The organism is Azorhizobium sp. AG788 (assembly GCF_004364705.1).
Taxonomy (GTDB): Bacteria; Pseudomonadota; Alphaproteobacteria; order Rhizobiales; family Xanthobacteraceae; genus Azorhizobium; species Azorhizobium caulinodans.
Window position 1 is genome coordinate 487,180 of sequence record NZ_SOBM01000005.1, and the last position, 17,449, is coordinate 504,628.

General features: G+C 67.3%; 13 protein-coding genes. 9 read left to right on the forward strand and 4 right to left on the reverse strand.

Annotation, left to right across the window (positions count from 1 at the left end; translation table 11 throughout):
- Positions 1-372: 372 nt before the first annotated feature.
- The 4 genes from DFO45_RS15580 to DFO45_RS15595 all read left to right on the forward strand — a co-directional run bounded on the left by DFO45_RS15580 (position 373) and on the right by DFO45_RS15595 (position 4,832).
- On the forward strand, positions 373-1,983 hold the full coding sequence (locus tag DFO45_RS15580; protein ID WP_166657154.1) for an ATP-binding protein: 1,611 nt from the start codon (positions 373-375) through the stop codon (positions 1,981-1,983).
- Positions 1,980-2,585 (forward strand): response regulator, encoded by a 606-nt coding sequence (locus tag DFO45_RS15585; RefSeq protein WP_133865589.1) that lies wholly within the window; start codon positions 1,980-1,982, stop codon positions 2,583-2,585. The genes DFO45_RS15580 and DFO45_RS15585 overlap by 4 nt, the downstream gene beginning before the upstream one ends.
- Before the next feature lie 120 nt (positions 2,586-2,705).
- Positions 2,706-3,191 (forward strand): heme-binding protein, encoded by a 486-nt coding sequence (locus tag DFO45_RS15590; protein ID WP_133865590.1) that lies wholly within the window; start codon positions 2,706-2,708, stop codon positions 3,189-3,191.
- A gap of 300 nt (positions 3,192-3,491) precedes the next feature.
- Positions 3,492-4,832, forward strand: a complete 1,341-nt coding sequence (locus DFO45_RS15595; protein ID WP_133865591.1) for an Nramp family divalent metal transporter — start codon at positions 3,492-3,494, stop codon at positions 4,830-4,832.
- Between the two features lie 6 nt (positions 4,833-4,838).
- Here the strand turns inward: DFO45_RS15595 and DFO45_RS15600 are convergent, their stop codons facing one another.
- On the reverse strand, positions 4,839-5,513 hold the full coding sequence (locus DFO45_RS15600; RefSeq protein ID WP_133865592.1) for a GntR family transcriptional regulator: 675 nt from the start codon (positions 5,511-5,513) through the stop codon (positions 4,839-4,841).
- 206 nt (positions 5,514-5,719) lie between these two features.
- Between DFO45_RS15600 and DFO45_RS15605 the strand changes: the two genes are divergently transcribed.
- From DFO45_RS15605 to DFO45_RS15625, 5 genes are all read left to right on the forward strand, one after another.
- Positions 5,720-7,090 carry a malonyl-CoA decarboxylase gene (locus tag DFO45_RS15605; protein ID WP_133865593.1) on the forward strand — a complete coding sequence of 457 codons (1,371 nt, stop codon included), beginning with the start codon at positions 5,720-5,722 and terminating at the stop codon, positions 7,088-7,090.
- Positions 7,087-8,613 (forward strand): malonyl-CoA synthase, encoded by a 1,527-nt coding sequence (locus DFO45_RS15610; protein ID WP_133865594.1) that lies wholly within the window; start codon positions 7,087-7,089, stop codon positions 8,611-8,613. The genes DFO45_RS15605 and DFO45_RS15610 overlap by 4 nt, the downstream gene beginning before the upstream one ends.
- Before the next feature lie 185 nt (positions 8,614-8,798).
- A complete protein-coding gene (dctP, locus tag DFO45_RS15615; RefSeq protein ID WP_133865670.1) occupies positions 8,799-9,818 on the forward strand; it encodes a TRAP transporter substrate-binding protein DctP in 1,020 nt (339 codons plus the stop codon).
- Positions 9,815-10,393, forward strand: a complete 579-nt coding sequence (locus DFO45_RS15620) for a TRAP transporter small permease (RefSeq protein ID WP_012171823.1) — start codon at positions 9,815-9,817, stop codon at positions 10,391-10,393. Before dctP ends, DFO45_RS15620 begins: the two co-directional genes overlap by 4 nt.
- Positions 10,390-11,742, forward strand: coding sequence for a TRAP transporter large permease subunit (locus tag DFO45_RS15625; protein ID WP_133865595.1), 1,353 nt, complete (start codon positions 10,390-10,392; stop codon positions 11,740-11,742). Before DFO45_RS15620 ends, DFO45_RS15625 begins: the two co-directional genes overlap by 4 nt.
- A 63-nt stretch (positions 11,743-11,805) precedes the next feature.
- Here the strand turns inward: DFO45_RS15625 and fdhA are convergent, their stop codons facing one another.
- The 3 genes from fdhA to DFO45_RS15640 all read right to left on the reverse strand — a co-directional run bounded on the left by fdhA (position 11,806) and on the right by DFO45_RS15640 (position 17,130).
- Positions 11,806-12,990, reverse strand: coding sequence for a formaldehyde dehydrogenase, glutathione-independent (gene fdhA, locus DFO45_RS15630; protein WP_133865596.1), 1,185 nt, complete (start codon positions 12,988-12,990; stop codon positions 11,806-11,808).
- Positions 12,991-13,634: 644 nt separating this feature from the next.
- Positions 13,635-14,543, reverse strand: coding sequence for a transglutaminase family protein (locus DFO45_RS15635; RefSeq protein WP_133865597.1), 909 nt, complete (start codon positions 14,541-14,543; stop codon positions 13,635-13,637).
- Positions 14,544-14,625: 82 nt separating this feature from the next.
- The gene (locus tag DFO45_RS15640; RefSeq protein ID WP_245518118.1) at positions 14,626-17,130 is read right to left on the reverse strand and encodes a circularly permuted type 2 ATP-grasp protein; all 2,505 of its coding nucleotides are present in this window, start codon (positions 17,128-17,130) and stop codon (positions 14,626-14,628) included.
- Positions 17,131-17,449 lie beyond the last annotated feature (319 nt).

Consider the following 17,449-nt stretch of genomic DNA (forward strand, 5'->3'; position numbering starts at 1 on the left):
AACCCTCCAAGAAGCGGCCTGAGGCATCGAGCACGCCGGCATTGCCGGTCGAGGCTCTGAAATGGCAGATGTGACCGGCCTCTCCCACGGCGGCGCTGCACGATATTTTCGCGAAGTGCGTCACGGTTGTGTTCGCGGACGAACCCTTCTCAGCGCCTGTGTCCATTGTCCCCGTGCCGACGCGCTGATCGGTTCCATGCGCTCCGGCGGGTCATGATCCAGCAGGTCAAGCATGACGGGGAACGGATCTACGAGCGTTCCCGGGCGAGCCGGAAGGGGCAGGCTTGTTGTTTTATCGCGTTGCGCTCCGCAGAATTGCTCGTATTCCGGGGAACAGGCTCTGACAGCCGGCATGAGGGAAGGAGGCGACAGGTGGTGAAACGGCGCGGCGCCTCTCTCGGGCTCCTGATGCTGCTCGCGGTGTGGCTCGGGCTTAATGCCCTCTTCCTCGGCCTCAACGCCCGTACGGCGCTGGAGCGGGCGCGCGGGGAGGTCAGTTCCAGCGGCCTCGCCCTGCACCGCGTGGTCTCGCAGCGGGTGGCGCAGCACGACGCGCTCCTCACCAGCCTCGTGGCGCTAGCGCTGGTGGCCGATCCCCCGCCGCAGGACGCCATCCTTCAGGTGAGCCAAAGGTTCATGCGCTTTTATCCCCGTGTCGCCGGCATCGATCTGGTGGCACTGAAGGAGACTGTCGGCACGGTGGCGCTGCACCCAGTGATATCCATCGCCTCTCCCCCCGCGGACCACCGCAGTCTCGCCGCCGCCCTCTATGCCCTGACACCGGGAGAACCGCGCAGCTTCCTCGATCCTCCCATGCCCACCCACTATCTGGTCGGCAAGAAGGCGAGCGCGGCGAACCCCGCGCTGGCGGTCATCATCGAGATCGACGCCGCCCTGCTGGTGGAGCCCTCCGAGCGCCCCCCCTGGGCGCACGCGACGCTCGCGCTGGACGGACAGACGCTGGTGCAATGGCCCGCAGAGCAGGAAGCCGCGGCCCTGTCCTTCCTGCCCACGCCCCGCTTCACCCGTGCCATCGACAGCACCAGCCAGCCCCTCACCCTCACCCTCGTGCGCCCGCTGTCGCTGGCCGAGATCCTCGATCCGAAGCTGAGCCTCGGGTTTGCGATCCTGTCGCTCCTGGCCCTGCTGGTGCTGCATTATGCGTGGCGCCAGCGCCTCGCCGCCCGCCAATCCGCGGAGACCGCCCGTCTTGCCGAGCAGCGCACACGGCTGCTGGAGCACGAGACCCGCCTCGCCCATGCGGCCCGCGTGAATGCGCTGGGGGAGCTCGCCTCCGGCATTGCCCACGAACTGACCCAGCCGCTCACCGCGCTTCTGAGCCAGAGCCAGGCCGCGCGGCGGCTGGCACGGCCCGGCAGCGACCCTGCACTGCTGGAACAGGCGCTGGAGGCCAATGTGCGCGAGGCGCGGCGTGCCGGCGAGATGCTCAAGCGCATGCGTGACTACATCAGCAACCGCGAAACCAGCCCCGTTTTCACCCCCGTGGCGCGTATCGTGGACGACGTGGCGGGGTTGGTGAAGACTGATCTCGACCGGCGCGGCATCGCGCTGGTGCTGGAGAATGCGGCGCCGGACGCCTGCATTCTCGCCGATCCCATCGAGATGGAGCAGGTGCTGCACAATCTCATCCGCAACGCCGCCGACAGCCTCGACGGCACGGGACTTGAAAAGAGCATCACCGTGCGCATCAGCGCCCTGCCGGCCTCCGCCGCCACCGTCGAGGGCCATGTGGAGATCCGCGTCTCCGACAGCGGGCCGGGCATTCCGGAGACCGCGCTGCCGCGCCTGTTCGAGCCCTTCTTCACCACCAAGCCGGATGGGCTGGGTCTCGGTCTTTCGCTCTGCGCCACGCTGCTGGAGCGGTGCGGCGGCAACATCTCGGCCGCGAACGCCCCTGCCGGAGGCGCGGTCTTCACCCTCACGCTTCCCGAAGCCGGCGCCGCCCGGCAGGCCGCGCAATGACCCCTGTCCGCATCTATCTCGTCGATGACGACCAGCCGGTCCGCGAGGCGCTGTGCCTACTGCTCGGCACCTATGGCATGACGGTGGAGGCGTTCGCCGATCCCGCAACCTTCCTCGCCCATGTGGACCGGAGCCGACCCGGCTGCCTCATCCTCGACCTGCGCATGCCCATGATCGGCGGCCTGCAACTGCAGCAGAAGCTGGTGGAGCGCGGGATCGACTGGCCCGTCATCATGATCACCGGCCACGGCGACGTGAATGCCTGCCGCCGTGCCTTCAAGGCGGGCGTGCTCGACTTCCTCTCCAAGCCCGTGGACGAACAGGTGCTGCTGGACGCCATCGCCGCGGCAGAAAAGGCCCTTGAACAGGTGCTTGAGCGGGCGGAGGCGCAGGATCTGCTGGGCCGCCTCACCGAGCGCGAGCGCGAGGTCCTGGACATGGTCTGCCAGGGCTGGGCGAGCAAGGAGATCGCCACCGCGCTCAACGTCTCGGCACGGACCATCGACGCCCACCGCGCCCATATCGCGGAGAAGCTCGGCACGAGCTCCGTCGCCGAATTCGTGCGCCTCACGCTCGCCGATCCCGCCACGACGTCTAGGTAGCTCTACCTACATCACCCTGTGCCCTCACGGATTCAGCCCCGAAGCAGCGGCCGATAGATCTGAGGCCAGAAAGCAGAGCGCTTTCGCCCAACGATCAATCAGCCCTCCGGGAGACCGACCATGATCCGCCTCATCCTCGCCGCCGCTGCCGCTCTCTCCCTCACCTCGGCCGCTTCCGCGCAGCTTCTGCAGGAAAAGAACATGCCGCTCGCGCTCGCCGCCGACCTCGCCCGCGAGAGCGTCGCGGCTTGCAGCGCGCAGGGCTACAACGTCACCGCCACCGTGGTGGACCGTGCCGGCGTGGTGCGCGCGGTGCTGCGCGCCGACAACGCCGGCCCGCACACAGTCGATGCCGCCCGCCGCAAGGCATTCACCTCCGCCTCCACCCGCCTGCCCACCTCGACGGTTGCCGAGAACGTGCAGAAGAATCCGGCCGCGGCGCAGCTCGTCGCCATCGACGGCTTCCTGGTGCTGGCTGGCGGCGTGCCGGTGAAGGCGGGCAGCGAGACCATCGGCGCCATCGGTGTCGGCGGTGCGCCCGGCGGCAATCTGGACGAAGCCTGCGCCAACGCCGCCCTCGCCAAGGTGCAGGACCAGCTCAAGTGAGCTGAGGGAGGCATTCCGGGGCTGTTGAAGGATAAGGGGCGGGGCGCTTTAGCACCGCCCCGCTTTCCGCGTCGTGCCACAATACGCGGGCGCCGGCGGCTCCATGTTCCCTTCCGGCTTCCAAGGGTGAGGCCGTTCCCCACAGCGTCTCGCCCCCTCTGCTTGGTGCTAAGGCGCCTCAGGCGAGCTGCGCTCCGTTCGCACTTCGCCGGGCGTTCTTGCAAATCGTTCGCATTTGCATTGACAGACCGACTTCTTCTGCCATTCTCGCGAAACAACGGGATTGGCTAGGCTTGCATCATGCTGGATCAGGCGACGAAGGGAATGAATGGCTGGCGGCGGGAGCGCGGCGAAGCGGCGCTGTCGGATGTGCATGGCACCATCGCCGTCAGCCACCGCAGCCGGCTGGGGCGCCTGTTCGCCTTCATCGGGCCCGGCTATCTCGTCGCCACCGGCTATATGGACCCCGGCAACTGGGCGACGTCGCTCGCCGGCGGCTCGCGCTTCGGTTATGCGCTGCTGTTCGTGGCGCTCCTGTCGAACATGATCGCCATCCTGCTGCAGGCGCTGTGCTCGCGCCTCGGCGTCGCCACCGGACGCGACCTCGCCCAAGCGTGCCGCGACAGTTTTCCAAAGCCCGTGGCCTTCGTGCTCTGGCTGCTGGCGGAGCTCGCCATCTGCGCCACTGATCTGGCCGAAGTGATCGGCACGGCCATCGGCCTCAATCTCCTCTTCGGCATCCCGCTGGAACTCGGCGTCATCGTCACCGCGCTCGACGTGTTCCTGATCCTCTGGCTCCAGAAGCTCGGCTTCCGCTTCGTGGAAGCCTTCATCGTGGCGCTGCTGGGCATCATCGGGGCCTGCTTCTTCATCCAGATCGCCATGGCCGATCCCGACTGGGGCGCCGTGATCCGCGGCTTCGCGCCGACCACCGAGATCGTCACGAACCCGGACATGCTCTATCTCGCACTGGGCATTCTCGGCGCGACGGTGATGCCCCATAACCTTTATCTGCACTCGGCCATCGTGCAGACCCGCAAGCATGCGCCGACGCCCGAGGGCGTGCGAGAAGCCATCCGCTTCGCCACCTGGGATTCCACCTTCGCGCTGATGTTCGCGCTCACCATCAACGCTTCCATCCTCATTCTCGCCGCCGCCGCCTTCCATGGCACCGGCACGGGCGAAGTGGCGGACCTCGGCAAGGCGCATGAACTGCTGAACCCGCTGCTCGGCTCGGCGCTGGCGCCCACGCTCTTTGCCGTCGCCCTGCTCTGCTGCGGGCTCAACTCCACGGTCACCGCCACCATTGCCGGACAGGCGGTGATGGAGGGCTTCATCGAGATGAAGATCCAGCCGTGGCTGCGGCGCCTCATCACCCGCGCCATCGCCATCGTGCCGGCGGCGGCCGTGACCATCGCTTATGGCGAACACGGCGCCTCCACGCTGCTGATCCTCAGTCAGGTGGTGCTGTCCCTCCAGTTGCCCTTCGCCATCGTGCCGCTGGTGCTGTTCACGGCGGACCGCCGGAAGATGGGCGAGCATGTGGCGCCCCGCTGGCAGACGGTTCTCGCCGCCGCCGCAAGCCTTCTCATCATCGCGCTCAATGTGAAGCTGCTGGTTGATACCGCGCTGGGCAGCTAACGCGCCTCAGCCGGCACGGGCGACGGCCTCGGTCTCGTCCTGAAGCGCCGCGATGAGGTTCAGGAAGCGCTCGCCCTGCACCAATACATGGGCCCGCAGCCGCTCGGCGGCGACCTCGCCCTCGCCGGCCAGCAGTGCTGCCAGAATGGCTTCGTGCTCCGCAAACGAGGCGTCCATCCGGCGCGGCACGCGCAGTTGCAGGCGCCGGTAGGGCTGGAGCAGGCGCTGGTGGCGTTGGGCCTCGCCCGCCAACACACGGTTACCCGTCGCCGCATAGATGGCGGCATGGAAGCGGGCATTCTCGCTGTAATAGGTCTCGCGGTCTTCCGCGCGGACGGCGGCGGCGCAATCGGCATGCGCGGCTTCGATGGCGGCGCGATCCTCGGCGGTCATGCGGCGGGCAGCGAGGCGGCCGCAGGCGGCCTCGATCTCGGCCATCAGCTCGAAACTCTCGATGAGTTCCCGCGGCCCCAGCAAGGCCACGAAAGCACCCCGGCGCGGCCGGATCTCCACCATTCCGGAGGCGGCAAGCTGGATCAAGGCTTCGCGGATGGGCGTGCGGGAGACATCGAACCGCTCGGCGAGGCCCACCTCGTCGAGCCGCTGGCCTGGCTTCAGCCGGCCCGACACGATGTCGTCTTCCAGGGCCTCCCGCAGCCGCGGGGTCGCCTCGCCACGCATCGGAACGCCTCGCCAATGCAAGTTACAAAATCTTGCATACATGATTATTGACATCGGATGCAAGTCGCCCCTTGATAGAACCGACGCAAGGGTGACCCTGGGGGCGTGCTACAGTGGATGCGAGGCTGAACGGTGCGCGCGGCGGTTTCCTCGATCTCCGTCCGGCGCGGTCGCCGTCCCGGCCCGCAACCGAGAGGACCGGCGCGATGACGTCCAACAGTTCCTTCTTCGGCGATCTCCTCAACTCCATCGCGGACCGCGGCCGCGCGCTGCTCGACCGGTCGGGCCGCAGCACCGGCGCCACGCGGGCAGCGACCCTCGTGGAGCGCTGCCAGGAACTGCTGTCGGGCAAGGGCGAGGCGTCCGGCGTCGCGCTGGCCGCCGAAGTCCTCTCCCGCTACGGACAGATGAAGACCGGCGAGCGCATCGCCTTCTTCGAAAGCCTGCTGGAAGTCTTCGGCCCGGACAACGAGCGGCTGGAAAAGGCCATCGCCGCTTATTCCGCGAAGCCCGGCGAGGCCGCCATCGCGGAACTGCATGCCGCCAGCGAGCCGCGCCGGCAGGAGTTGTTCCGCCGCTTCAACATGGCCCCCGGCGCCACCGCCGAACTGGTGCGCATGCGCGAGCATCTCATGGATGCCCTGCCCCGGCGCAAGGACCTGACGCCGGTAGACAGCGACTTCACGCACCTGTTCTCCTCCTGGTTCAATCGGGGGTTCCTCGTGCTGCGCCGGATCGACTGGTCGACGCCCGCCAATGTGCTGGAGAAGATCATCCGCTATGAGGCGGTCCACGCCATCCGCGACTGGAACGACCTGCGCGCTCGCGTCGACAGCCCGGACCGTCACTGCTACGCCTTCTTTCATCCCGCGCTGGTGGACGAGCCGCTGATCTTCGTCGAGGTGGCGCTGATGCGCGAGACGCCCGGCGCCATCGCCCCAATCCTCGACCAGTCGCGCGAACCCATCGCGCCCGGAACCGCCACGACGGCGGTCTTCTATTCCATCTCCAACTGCCAGCGCGGCCTCGGCGGGGTCAGCTTCGGCAACTTCCTCATCAAGCAGGTGGTGGAGGAGATCTCCCGCGAGATCCCCTCGCTCACCACCTTTGTCACGCTCTCGCCCGTGCCCGGCTTCCGCAAATGGCTGGATGCCGAGAGGCGTAACGCGGACTCCACGGTCCTGACGGCCGCCGACCGTGAACTGCTCGCCCTGACCGACAGCGCGGAATGGACGGAGCAGGATGCAGTGCGCGCGGAACTGTCCTCGCTGATGAGCGCGCTCTCGGCGCATTATTTCCTGCAGGCCAAGACACCGAAGGGCCGCCCGATCGATCCGGTCGCGCGCTTCCATCTCGGCAACGGCGCTCGCCTCGAGCGCATCAACCCCATGGGCGACCTGTCGGAAAAGGGCATCGCCCAGGCCTATGGGACCATGGTCAACTACCGCTATGTGCTCGCGGATATTGAAAAGAACCACGAGGCCTTCGCCGCCAAGGGCGAAGTGGTGGCGAGCACGGCGGTGAAGAAACTCCTGCGGGGCGAAAACGCGCCGCGCGCTCTGGTGCCGACCCAATGACCTCTCAGAACCATTTCTTTGCCGCCATCCGCGCGGCCATGCCCGATCTGTCGAAGCCGCTCGCCACCCATCCGGATGGCGCGGTGGAGACCTATGGCGACGCCCTCGCCCTCTCCGCCCGCCTCGCCAACGTGCTGGTGAAGCGCGGCGTGAAGCCCGGCGACCGGGTGGCAGTGCAGGTGGAAAAATCCTGGACCGCCTTCGTGCTCTATCTCGCCGCCCTGCGCGCGGGTGCTGTCTATCTGCCGCTCAACACGGCCTATACGCTGGCGGAGCTGGAATATTTCCTCTCCGACGCTGAGCCGACGGTGGTGGTGGTGCGCCCCGAGGTGGCCGGCGACGTGAAAGCCCTGGCCGCCAAGCTCGGCGTGCCGCATGTGGAGACGCTCGGCAGCGACGGCAAGGGTTCGCTCACCGAGGCGGCCGCAGGCGAGAGCGAGAGCTTCGAGGACGTGCCGCGCGCAGCCGATGACCTCGCCGGCATCCTCTACACCTCCGGCACCACGGGCCGCGCCAAGGGCGCCATGCTCACCCACGAGAACCTGCTCTCGAATGCGGTGACGCTGCGCGACTACTGGCGCTTCACCTCCGACGACGTGCTCATCCACGCGCTTCCCATCTTCCACACCCATGGCCTGTTCGTCGCTGGCGACATCATCCTGATGGCCGGCGCCTCCATGATCTTCTGCCCGAAGTTCGACGCCAGCGAGGTGCTGCGCCTGATGCCGAAGGCGACCACGCTCATGGGCGTGCCCACCTTCTACACCCGCCTCCTCGACCATCCCGGCCTCACCCGCGAGGCCACCGCGCACATGCGCCTGTTCGTCTCCGGCTCCGCCCCGCTGCTGGCCGAGACGCACCGCGCCTTCCAGGAGAAGACCGGCAAGGCGATCCTCGAGCGCTACGGCATGACCGAGACCGGCATGAACACCTCGAACCCCTATGACGGCGACCGTATCGCCGGCACGGTGGGCTTCCCGCTGCCGGGCATCAGCGTGCGCATCACCGATCCCGCCACCGGCGCGGTGCTGGGCGCCGACGAGATCGGCTCCATCGAGGTGAAGGGCCCGAACGTCTTCAAGGGCTACTGGAAGCTACCCGAGAAGACCGCATCCGATTTCCATGACGGCTTCTTCATCACCGGCGATCTCGGCAAGATCGACGCCCGTGGCTATGTCCACATCGTCGGGCGCGGCAAGGATCTCGTCATCACCGGCGGCTTCAACGTCTATCCGAAGGAAGTGGAAGGCGAGATCGACGCTTTGCCGGGCGTGCTGGAAAGCGCCGTAATCGGCCTGCCGCACAAGGATTTCGGCGAGGGCGTCACGGCGGTGATCGTGCGCACGCCGGGCGCCAGCCTCAGCGAGGCCGAGGTGCACCAGGCGCTCGAAGGCCGTCTTGCCAAGTTCAAGCTACCCAAGAAGGTGTTCTTCGTGGACGAACTTCCCCGCAACACCATGGGCAAGGTGCAGAAGAACATTCTGCGCGACACCTACAAGGACACCTACTGCTCGGTTGCCTGACCGCCGGGCGATGCCCGATGATGGGCGGCGGTTGATCCGCCGCCCATTTATGACGTTAAGTAAGCCCTAAGTCTCCGGCTCAAGATCCCGAACAATCGGGACGGCCGGGAGGAAACGCCAACCGCCGAGGCACCGCGTCAGCCACGCGGCATGCCCCAGGGAGGACTGCCATGACCTTTTCCCGCATCATTTCCCGCCGCCATGTGCTCGCCGGTGCCCTCGCCGCCCCCGCTGTCCTCAGCTTCGCGCGCCTCGGCCATGCGGCGACCACGCTCAAGATCTCGCATCAGTTCCCGAGCTCCAGCGGCGACGAGGGCGATTTCCGCGACCGCCTCGTCCGCCGCTTCGCCGCCGAGGTGGAGAAGCGCTCAAATGGCCAATTGAAGTTCGAGATCTATCCCGGTTCGTCGCTGATGAAGACGAACTCCCAATTCTCGGCCCTGCGCAAAGGCGCCCTCGACTTCTCGCTCTACCCCATCTCCTACGCCGGCGGCGAGGCCCCCGAGTGCAACATCGGCCTCATGCCGTGCCTCGTCTCCTCCTACGCGCAGGGTCTCGCCTGGAAGACCAAGCCGGTGGGCGAGGAGTTCAACGCCTATCTGGAAGGCAAGGGCGTCAAGATCATCACCTGGGTCTGGCAGGCGGGCGGTGCCGCCAGCCGCGAGAAGCCGCTGGTCTCGCCCGAGGATGCCAAGGGCATGAAGATCCGCGGCGGCTCGCGCGAGATGGACCTGATGCTCCAGGCGGCCGGCGCGGCGGTGCTCAACCTGCCGTCCAACGAACTCTATGTGGCGATGCAGACCGGCGCCTGCGACGCCGGCATCACCTCCTCCACCAGCCTCATCTCCTTCCGGCTGGAGGAACTCTCCAAGAACCTGGCCGCCGGCAAGGGCAAGTCCTACTGGTTCATGCTTGAGCCGCTGCTCATGTCCAAGGCCATCTTCGAGAAGCTGCCCAAGGACCAGCAGGATCTGATCCTCAAGGTCGGCGCGGAGATGGAGCCCTTCGGCCTCAAGGGCGCGCAGGAGGACGACCACAAGGTGGTGGAGGTGTTCCAGAAGGCCGGCGCCAAGATCCACGATCTCGACGACGCGGTCCTAGAGAAGTGGAAGGTGATCGCCCGCGACACCGCCTGGAAGGATTATGCCGCCAAGACGCCCCTCTCCGCGAAGCTGCTGAAGCTCGCCGAAGAGGTGCAGGCATGAGCGCACACGGGTTCGAGCTTCCAAGCGCCGGCGCCTCTCCGGAGGCGCGGGCACTCAGCGCGGCGCAGGCGGCACACCCTCTTCTGGGTGTGCTGCAAGGAGCGCTCACCTTCGTCAACCGCATCATCCTGATCGGCGCATCCGTGGCGCTGATCGCGGCGAGCGTCATCCTCTCCTACAGCGTCGTCATCCGCCTGCTGTTCCACGCGCCCACCTACTGGCAGGACGAGGCCTCCGTCTTCCTGCTGGTGGGTGCCACCTTCATGACCGCCGCCTACGTACAGGGCCGGCGCGGCCACGTGGCCATCGAGGCGCTCACCGCCTTGCTGCCGCCCGCCGTCAACAAGGCGCGGCTGCTGCTCGTGGATCTGGCGAGCTTCGCTTTCTGCGCCTTCTTCACCTGGAAGTCCTATGTGCTGCTGCACGAGGCGTGGGTGGAGGGGCACGTCTCCTCCTCCACCTGGGCGCCGCCCATGTGGATCCCCTATTCGGTCATGACGCTCGGCATGGGCCTGCTGTCGGTGCAGATCGCGCTGCAGTTCATCTGCGCGCTGGCGGGAGGACGCCGCTCATGAGCACGCTCGTCGTCGGCCTCATGTATGGCGGGGCGACCCTCGCCACCATGTTCATCGGCATGCCCATCGCCTTCGCCCTCGGCGCGGTGGCGGTGCTGTTCATGTTCGGCTTCATGCCCTCCGCCTCCCTCGATACGGTGACGCAGAATGTCTATGAGGAGATGGCCTCCATCACCCTCCTCTCCATTCCGCTGTTCATCCTGAAGGGCGCCGCCATCGGCAAGTCGCGCGCCGGACAGGATCTCTATTCGGCCCTGCACGCCTGGATGCACAAGGTGCCCGGCGGACTCGGCATCGCCAATGTGTTTGCCTGTGCGCTGTTCGCGGCCATGGCCGGCTCCTCGCCCGCCACCTGCTCGGCCATCGGCTCGGCGGGCATTCCGGAAATGCGCAAGCGCGGCTATTCGGGCGCCTTCGCCGCCGGCATCATTGCGGCAGGCGGCACGCTCGGCATCCTGCTTCCGCCCTCCATTACCATGATCCTCTATGCGGTGGCGGCCGAGCAGTCGCTGGGGCGGCTATTCCTCGCCGGCCTTGGCCCGGGCCTGCTGCTGGTGGTGCTGTTCGCCGGCTACGCCATGATCCGCTTCCGGCAGGAATATGCCGCCGCCAAGATCGCCTATGAGCGCACGGGCGCGCATTCGGAGATCCTCGCCGAAGACAAGCTCACCATGCGCGACCGCTTCGCGGCCCTGCCCCGCGTGCTGCCGTTCGTGATCCTGCTCACCGGCGTCATGGTCGCGCTCTATGGCGGCTATGCCACTCCTTCCGAAACGGCGGGCCTCGGCGGCATTCTGGCGCTCGGGCTGATCGCGGCCATCTATGGCGTGTGGAAGCCGGCGGACCTTGCGCCCATCCTCACCTCCACCATTCGCGAATCCACCATGCTGATGCTCATCATCGGCATGTCCCTGCTCTACTCCTATGTGATGAGCTATCTGCATATCAGCCAGGCGGCCGCGCAGGCCATCGTGGGATTGCAGCTCTCCAAATGGCTGCTGCTCGCCACCATTCTGCTGCTGGTGGTGGTGCTCGGCTTCTTCCTGCCGCCGGTCTCCATCATCCTCATGACCGCGCCCATCATCCTGCCGCCGCTGCGCGCGGCCGGGTTCGACCTCATCTGGTTCGGCGTGGTGATGACCATCGTGATGGAGATGGGGCTCATCCATCCTCCCGTGGGCCTCAACATCTTCGTCATCAAGAACATCGCGCCCGACATTCCGCTCAAGGATGTCATCTGGGGCACGGTGCCCTTCGTGCTGCTGATGATGCTGGCCGTGGTGCTGCTCTGCCTCTTCCCGCAGATCGCCACCGGCCTGCCGGACATGGTGATGGGCAAGGGGCGCTGAGCCCCGCCTCGGGGCACGCGAAAGAGAACGGGCGCGCGAACACCGCGCGCCCGTCATCGTCTGTCAGGCGGCAATCTGGCCGAATGGGTCCAGCACGAACTTCTGGGCCGCGCCCTTGTCGAAGGTGTCGTAGCCCTGCGGGGCATCCTCCAGCGAGATCACCTTGGCATTGACGATGTCGGCGATGGGCAGCCGGTCATGCAGGATCGCCATCAGAAGCTGGCGATTATAGCGCAGCACCGGCGTCTGCCCGGTGTGGAAGGACTGCGCCTTCGCCCACCCGAGACCGAAGCGCATGGACAGGCTTCCCCGCTTCGCGGCGGGGTCCACCGCGCCGGGATCATCAGTGACATAGAGGCCCGGAATGCCAACAGAGCCGGCGGCGCGGGTGATCTCCATCATCTGGTTCAGCACGGAGGCCGGCTGCTCGCCACCGGAATGGCCACGTGCCTCAAAGCCCACCGCATCAATGGCGGCATCCACTTCGTCCGTATCGATGATCTGCGCAATCAGATCGCCCAGACGGTCACTTTTGGTCAGATCCACCGGCTCAAAGCCGACCTTCTTGGCGTGGGCGAGGCGCTCGGGGTTGAAGTCTCCCACCATGACCACCGCCGCCCCCAGAATGCGGGCGGAGGCCGCAGCGGCCAGCCCGACGGGTCCGGCGCCGGCCACATAGACCGTGGACCCGACGCTCACGCCGGCGCGCACGGCCCCATGGAAGCCGGTGGGCAAGATGTCGGACAGCATGGTGATGTCGCGAATCTTGGCCATGGTGCGGTCGCGATCCGGCAGCTTCAGCAGGTTGAAGTCCGCATAGGGCACGAGAACATATTTGGCCTGGCCGCCGATCCAGCCGCCCATGTCCACATAGCCATAGGCACCGCCGGCCCGCGAGGGATTGACCGTCAGGCAGACCCCGGTGTCCTGCGAGCGGCAGGTCCGGCACCGCCCACATGCCACATTGAACGGGACCGAGACGATGTCCCCCACCTGCAACATTTCCACGTCGCCGCCCTTTTCGATCACCTCGCCGGTGATCTCATGGCCCAGCACCAGCCCCGCCTCCGCGGTGGTGCGACCGCGCACCATATGTTGATCGGAGCCGCAGATGTTGGTGGTGAGCACCTTCAAAATGACGCCATGATCAATCCGTCGTCCGTTGGGCGCCTCGAACTTGGGATCGGGAATATTCTGGACTTCGACCTTACCAGGCCCGAGATAAACAACGCCTCTGTTTCCAGACATTATGGTCCTCCCATCCTGACCGGTTCTTTGTGCCGGTTCACAGGCCGGCATTGCGCCAGCCCGGCTGCTGGCGATGGGCGAGACAGACGAGGCCTTCAGCGCGCGCAATGGCCACCCGCGCCGCGCAAACGCGGCACAGTCGAACATGGGTACCTCGGGTCACGTCGTGTCGAATTCAGGTGCCGTCGCGCCGATGCGGCGGCTGTCGCATACGATCTCTGGAGCGCTTCGCCCCAGGAGGGCAGGCACCCGTACACGCCGGTCCTAAGGCTCCGACACCGATCAGATACCTGACTTCTGCGAGCCAGCGGAACTGTTAAGCCCAAGTTCGCAGGTGCAAGATCAGCCGCGTTTATTGATCAATTGTGGATCAGGGAGCACGGCCCTGCCACTGCCCCAGAGTTGATGCGGGAGAACTATATTTCACAGGCGCGAGAGCACCGCGCAGGTCACCGGCCTCCGCCGCCCATGCGTTCAAGGCAGGGCATTCCCGCCGCCACGCCCGCCGCCACATCTTGCAGGAGGGCCTCGCGCCGACGGTAACCCAAGCGGGACGATGGTCCGCAATACAACCCAGGATATACATCGACACGCGTTCGCACATGCGAGCGGCCGCCGGCACGCAGCGCACCGCGGATGCCCTGTCAGGAGGCCGGCGCGTCCGCCTGCGGGCGCTCGACGGGGATCACGTCCACGCCCACGGCAAGGATCTGATTGCCCGAGGACACCACCACGCCATCCACCGGCGACACGTCCGCATAGTCGCGCCCGATGGCGAGGATCACATGGTCCTCGCCGGCCGGAATGGCGTTGGTGGGATCAAGGCCGATCCAGCCGATGCGCGCGCCGCACCACACCTCGACCCAGGCATGGGTCGCATCCGCGCCCGCAAGGCGCGGCTGGCCCTCCGGCGGAATGGTGCGCAGATAGCCGGACACGTAGCGCGCCGGAAGACCGGCCCCGCGCAGGCCGGCGATCATCACATGGGCGAAGTCCTGGCACACGCCGCTGCGGGCGTCGAAAGCCTCCACGGGGAGCGTCGTCACCGTTGTGGTGCCCGGCTGATAGGCGAAATCGTCATGGATGCGGTGCATCAGCTCCAGCGCCGCGGCGAGCACCGGCCGCTCGTCCGGGAAGGATGTGGCCGCCCATTCGGTGATGGTGAGCTCAAGCGGAATGCTGCGGCTGGCATAAAGCCCATGCACAGGCGAGGCGGGCCCGAGGTCCTGGCTGGCCATGGCATCCAGCCGAATGCTGGCAACGGTGGGCGTCGTCTCCGCCTCGGGCAGCGGCGCCACGGACACCTCGATGCGGCTGCGGGTGGAGATGTCGAGCCGGTCGTGGGCTGCATCCACCACCATCCAGGCGATGCCATTGCCAAAGAAATCGCGCCCGCGCTCCAGTTCGCTGGGCTTCGGCGTCACGTCCAGAACATGGGCGATCACGTGCTGGTGCCCCTGCCGGTCCACCGGCGACATGCGCAGCACCTGCTTGGTCGCGCGCACGACGCCCGCATAGCTGTAGCTGGTGGTCTGGCGGATGTCGTAGAGCATCAGAACCGCCTCCCGCGCGGCCTCGTGCCAAGCTGCTCCGCCCGGTGTCCCTCCGGTGCGCCGGACAGCGATGGAAGGGATATCAGGTCGCCACGGGCCAGTACACGGCCTCTTCCGGTCCCTGAATGAAGTAATGGGCGCCGATCTCGTCCGAGAGTTTCAGCATGTCGGCTTCCATGGCGTCGAAATGCTTCAGCTCGAAGGTCTCCGCCGTATGGGCGATGAGGTCAGAGAGGATGCGCCCCACGAGGCGCTCGGCGAGCGAAGGCGGCAGGTCGGGATCGCGGCCGGGCAGCACCCGCAGGTGATCGGCGATGCGCTGGATCTGGAACATCAGCGAGCGGGGATTGTCCGGGTCCAGCAGCACCAGATCGAGCACCGGCCCCCGCGCCTCCAGCATCACATAACGCGTGCGATAGGTGATCTGGCTGTCGGCGAGTTGGAGCAGCACGTTCAGCGCGCCACGCGGCGCCGCCGGCTCGGCGAAGGTGCGGGCGAAGCGCAGCAGGGCAATGGAACGCTCGATGCGCCGGCCGATCTCCAGGAAACGCCAGCCGGCGAGACGGTTCATGTTCTCGCTGGCGAGGCCCGAGAAGGCGGCGATGATGCGCAGGGCCGCGTCCGCACGCTCATAGGCGTCCGCCTCGGAGACATTGCCGGTCAGCGGCGCCTCGATGCAGGCTTCCAGATCGAGCAGCGCCCGCCAGCCGTCCGGCGAGAAGCGGTCGCGGATGACGGATGCCGAGGCGCGGGCACTGCGCACCAGTTGCGGCAGCGAGCCCGGCAGATCGTTGCGGGTGAGCGCCGCGAGGCCGTAGCGCGCCGGCGTGCCGCGCGCGAGATCGCGGGGCACCGCGCCCCAGGTGGCCAGCAGGCTCACGAGCCGCATCACCAGCGGGCCGGAGGAGGATTCCACTTCCGACAGGCGCCCCACCAGCGCCCGCACCAGCCTCAGCGAAGCTTCCGCCCGCTCCAGATAGCGGCCCAGCCAGAAGAGATTATCCGCGGCCCGGCTCGGCAGCGTGCCGGAGGAACGGCGGATGCGCACATTCTCCGGGCTGGGCATGAGGGTCGCGGAGGACACTTCCTCCGTGGAGAGCACCCAGACGTCCGCAGAGCGATCGCCCCGCTGCATGGAGAAGGCGCGGGCATCGCGGCTCTCCGAGATGCGGCAGAAGCCGCCGGGCATGACCACCCAGCCGTCATCTGTCGCGGCGAGGAAGACGCGCAAGGTGAAGGGGCGCGGCACCAGCTTGTCGCCGCTCCACACGGGCATGGTGGAGATGCGGGCGATGTCCTGCGCCACCAGATCCCCGCCGCGCAGGGCCATGATGGTCTCGATCCGCTTGCGTTCGGCCGCCGTAAGATCGGCGCCCACGGCGGAGAAGCGGCGCGGCAGGCCGGGGATGGCATTGCCGAAGGCGGAGGTGAGAACGAGATCGTCCAGATGCTCGCACACCTCGGCGCGCTCGGCCGCCTGCCCGCACCACCATGTGGCGACGTGCGGCAACGCCAGAGGGCGCCCCAGCACCTGCAGCGCCAGCGTCGGCAGGAAGGCCATGAGCGCCGGTGCCTCCACGAGGCCGGAGCCGAGCGCATTGGCCAGCGCGACGCCGCCCTGCCGTACCGCATGGACAAGACCGGGCACACCGAGCCGTGAATGGGCATTCAGCTCCAGCGGATCGCCGAAATCCGCGTCCAGCCGGCGCAGCAGCACGTCGATGCGCTTGAGACCGGCGACGGTGCGCACGTTCACCGCGTCGCCCCGCACGGTCAGGTCCTCGCCTTCCACGAGCAGGAAGCCGAGATAGCGGGCGAGCAGCGCGTGCTCGAAATAGGTCTCGTTCAGCGATCCGGGGGTGAGCAGGCCGACGCGCCCTTCGCCCGTGGTGTCGAGCTTCAGCAGCGAGGCCCGGAAATTCTGGAAGAAGGAAGCGAGGCGCTCCATGCGCAGGGTGCGCGAGACATCCGGCAGGGCGCGCGTGACCGCGAGCCTGTTCTCCAGCGCATAGCCGACGCCGGACGGCGCCTGCGTGCGGTCCGAGAGCACCCACCAGCGCCCGTCCGGGCCACGGCCCACGTCCGCTGCATAGAAGCGCAGGTAGCGCCCGCCACGCGGTGCAACGCCCACCAGCGGGCGCAGGAATTCCGGGCTGCCGGCAACGGCCGCGGCAGGCAGCGCCCCGCCCGCCACAAGGGCGCCGGGGCCATAGAGATCGGCCAGCAGGGCTTCGAGAAGTTCGGCGCGCTCGATCAGGCCCTCGGCCAGCACCTGCCAGTCGGACTTTTCCAGCAGCAGGGGGATGTGGCTGAGCGACCAGGGGCGCTCGTTGCCGCCCGCATCGTCATAGACCCGATAGAAGACGCCGGATTCGCGCAAATAGCGGTCGGCGGCGGAGAAGCGGCGACGGATGCCCTCCGGCCCGAGTTCGGCGAGTTCCGCGAGGAAGGGCACCCAATGGGGACGGGGCTGGCCGTCCGCATCCATCATCTCGTCGCGGACACCGGGCAACGTCTCGTAACCGCCGAGGACGCTCTCGACGGCCGCCTGTTCGAAATCGATGCTGCGGGTCTCCGCACCGGACACGCCGTCTCGCCTCCCCTTGCGCGTGCCGCGCTCCATCGGGAGAGCGGTCCGCCATTAGACGCCCCTCCGCTTGCCTGAAGCTGCGGAGGTAAACGGGAGCTTAACCTGAATGCCGGCTCTGCCTGCGGTCCCGTCCAAGAGGGGGCGGCTTATGCACCGCCTTCGCTGCTGCGGACACAGATTCCAGATTGCGGACACGTCTCCCCTCGACCTGAGGAAGCAAATTCAGGGCCATGGCCCGTGCTTTCCCAGTCAACGCATGCGGCCCGCCGCATCGGCGGCGGGCGCTTGTCCCTAGGGCACGCTGACCACGGAGCGG

Bases quoted from the DNA above. Each gene is read 5' to 3' on its own strand.
- DFO45_RS15585 (WP_133865589.1), top strand. From the start codon at position 1,980: ATGACCCCTGTCCGCATCTATCTCGTCGATGACGACCAGCCGGTCCGC.
- DFO45_RS15590 (WP_133865590.1), top strand. From the start codon at position 2,706: ATGATCCGCCTCATCCTCGCCGCCGCTGCCGCTCTCTCCCTCACCTCG.
- DFO45_RS15595 (WP_133865591.1), top strand. From the start codon at position 3,492: ATGCTGGATCAGGCGACGAAGGGAATGAATGGCTGGCGGCGGGAGCGC.
- DFO45_RS15600 (WP_133865592.1), bottom strand. From the start codon at position 5,513: ATGCGTGGCGAGGCGACCCCGCGGCTGCGGGAGGCCCTGGAAGACGAC.
- DFO45_RS15605 (WP_133865593.1), top strand. From the start codon at position 5,720: ATGACGTCCAACAGTTCCTTCTTCGGCGATCTCCTCAACTCCATCGCG.
- DFO45_RS15610 (WP_133865594.1), top strand. From the start codon at position 7,087: ATGACCTCTCAGAACCATTTCTTTGCCGCCATCCGCGCGGCCATGCCC.
- DFO45_RS15620 (WP_012171823.1), top strand. From the start codon at position 9,815: ATGAGCGCACACGGGTTCGAGCTTCCAAGCGCCGGCGCCTCTCCGGAG.
- DFO45_RS15625 (WP_133865595.1), top strand. From the start codon at position 10,390: ATGAGCACGCTCGTCGTCGGCCTCATGTATGGCGGGGCGACCCTCGCC.
- fdhA (WP_133865596.1), bottom strand. From the start codon at position 12,990: ATGTCTGGAAACAGAGGCGTTGTTTATCTCGGGCCTGGTAAGGTCGAA.
- DFO45_RS15635 (WP_133865597.1), bottom strand. From the start codon at position 14,543: ATGCTCTACGACATCCGCCAGACCACCAGCTACAGCTATGCGGGCGTC.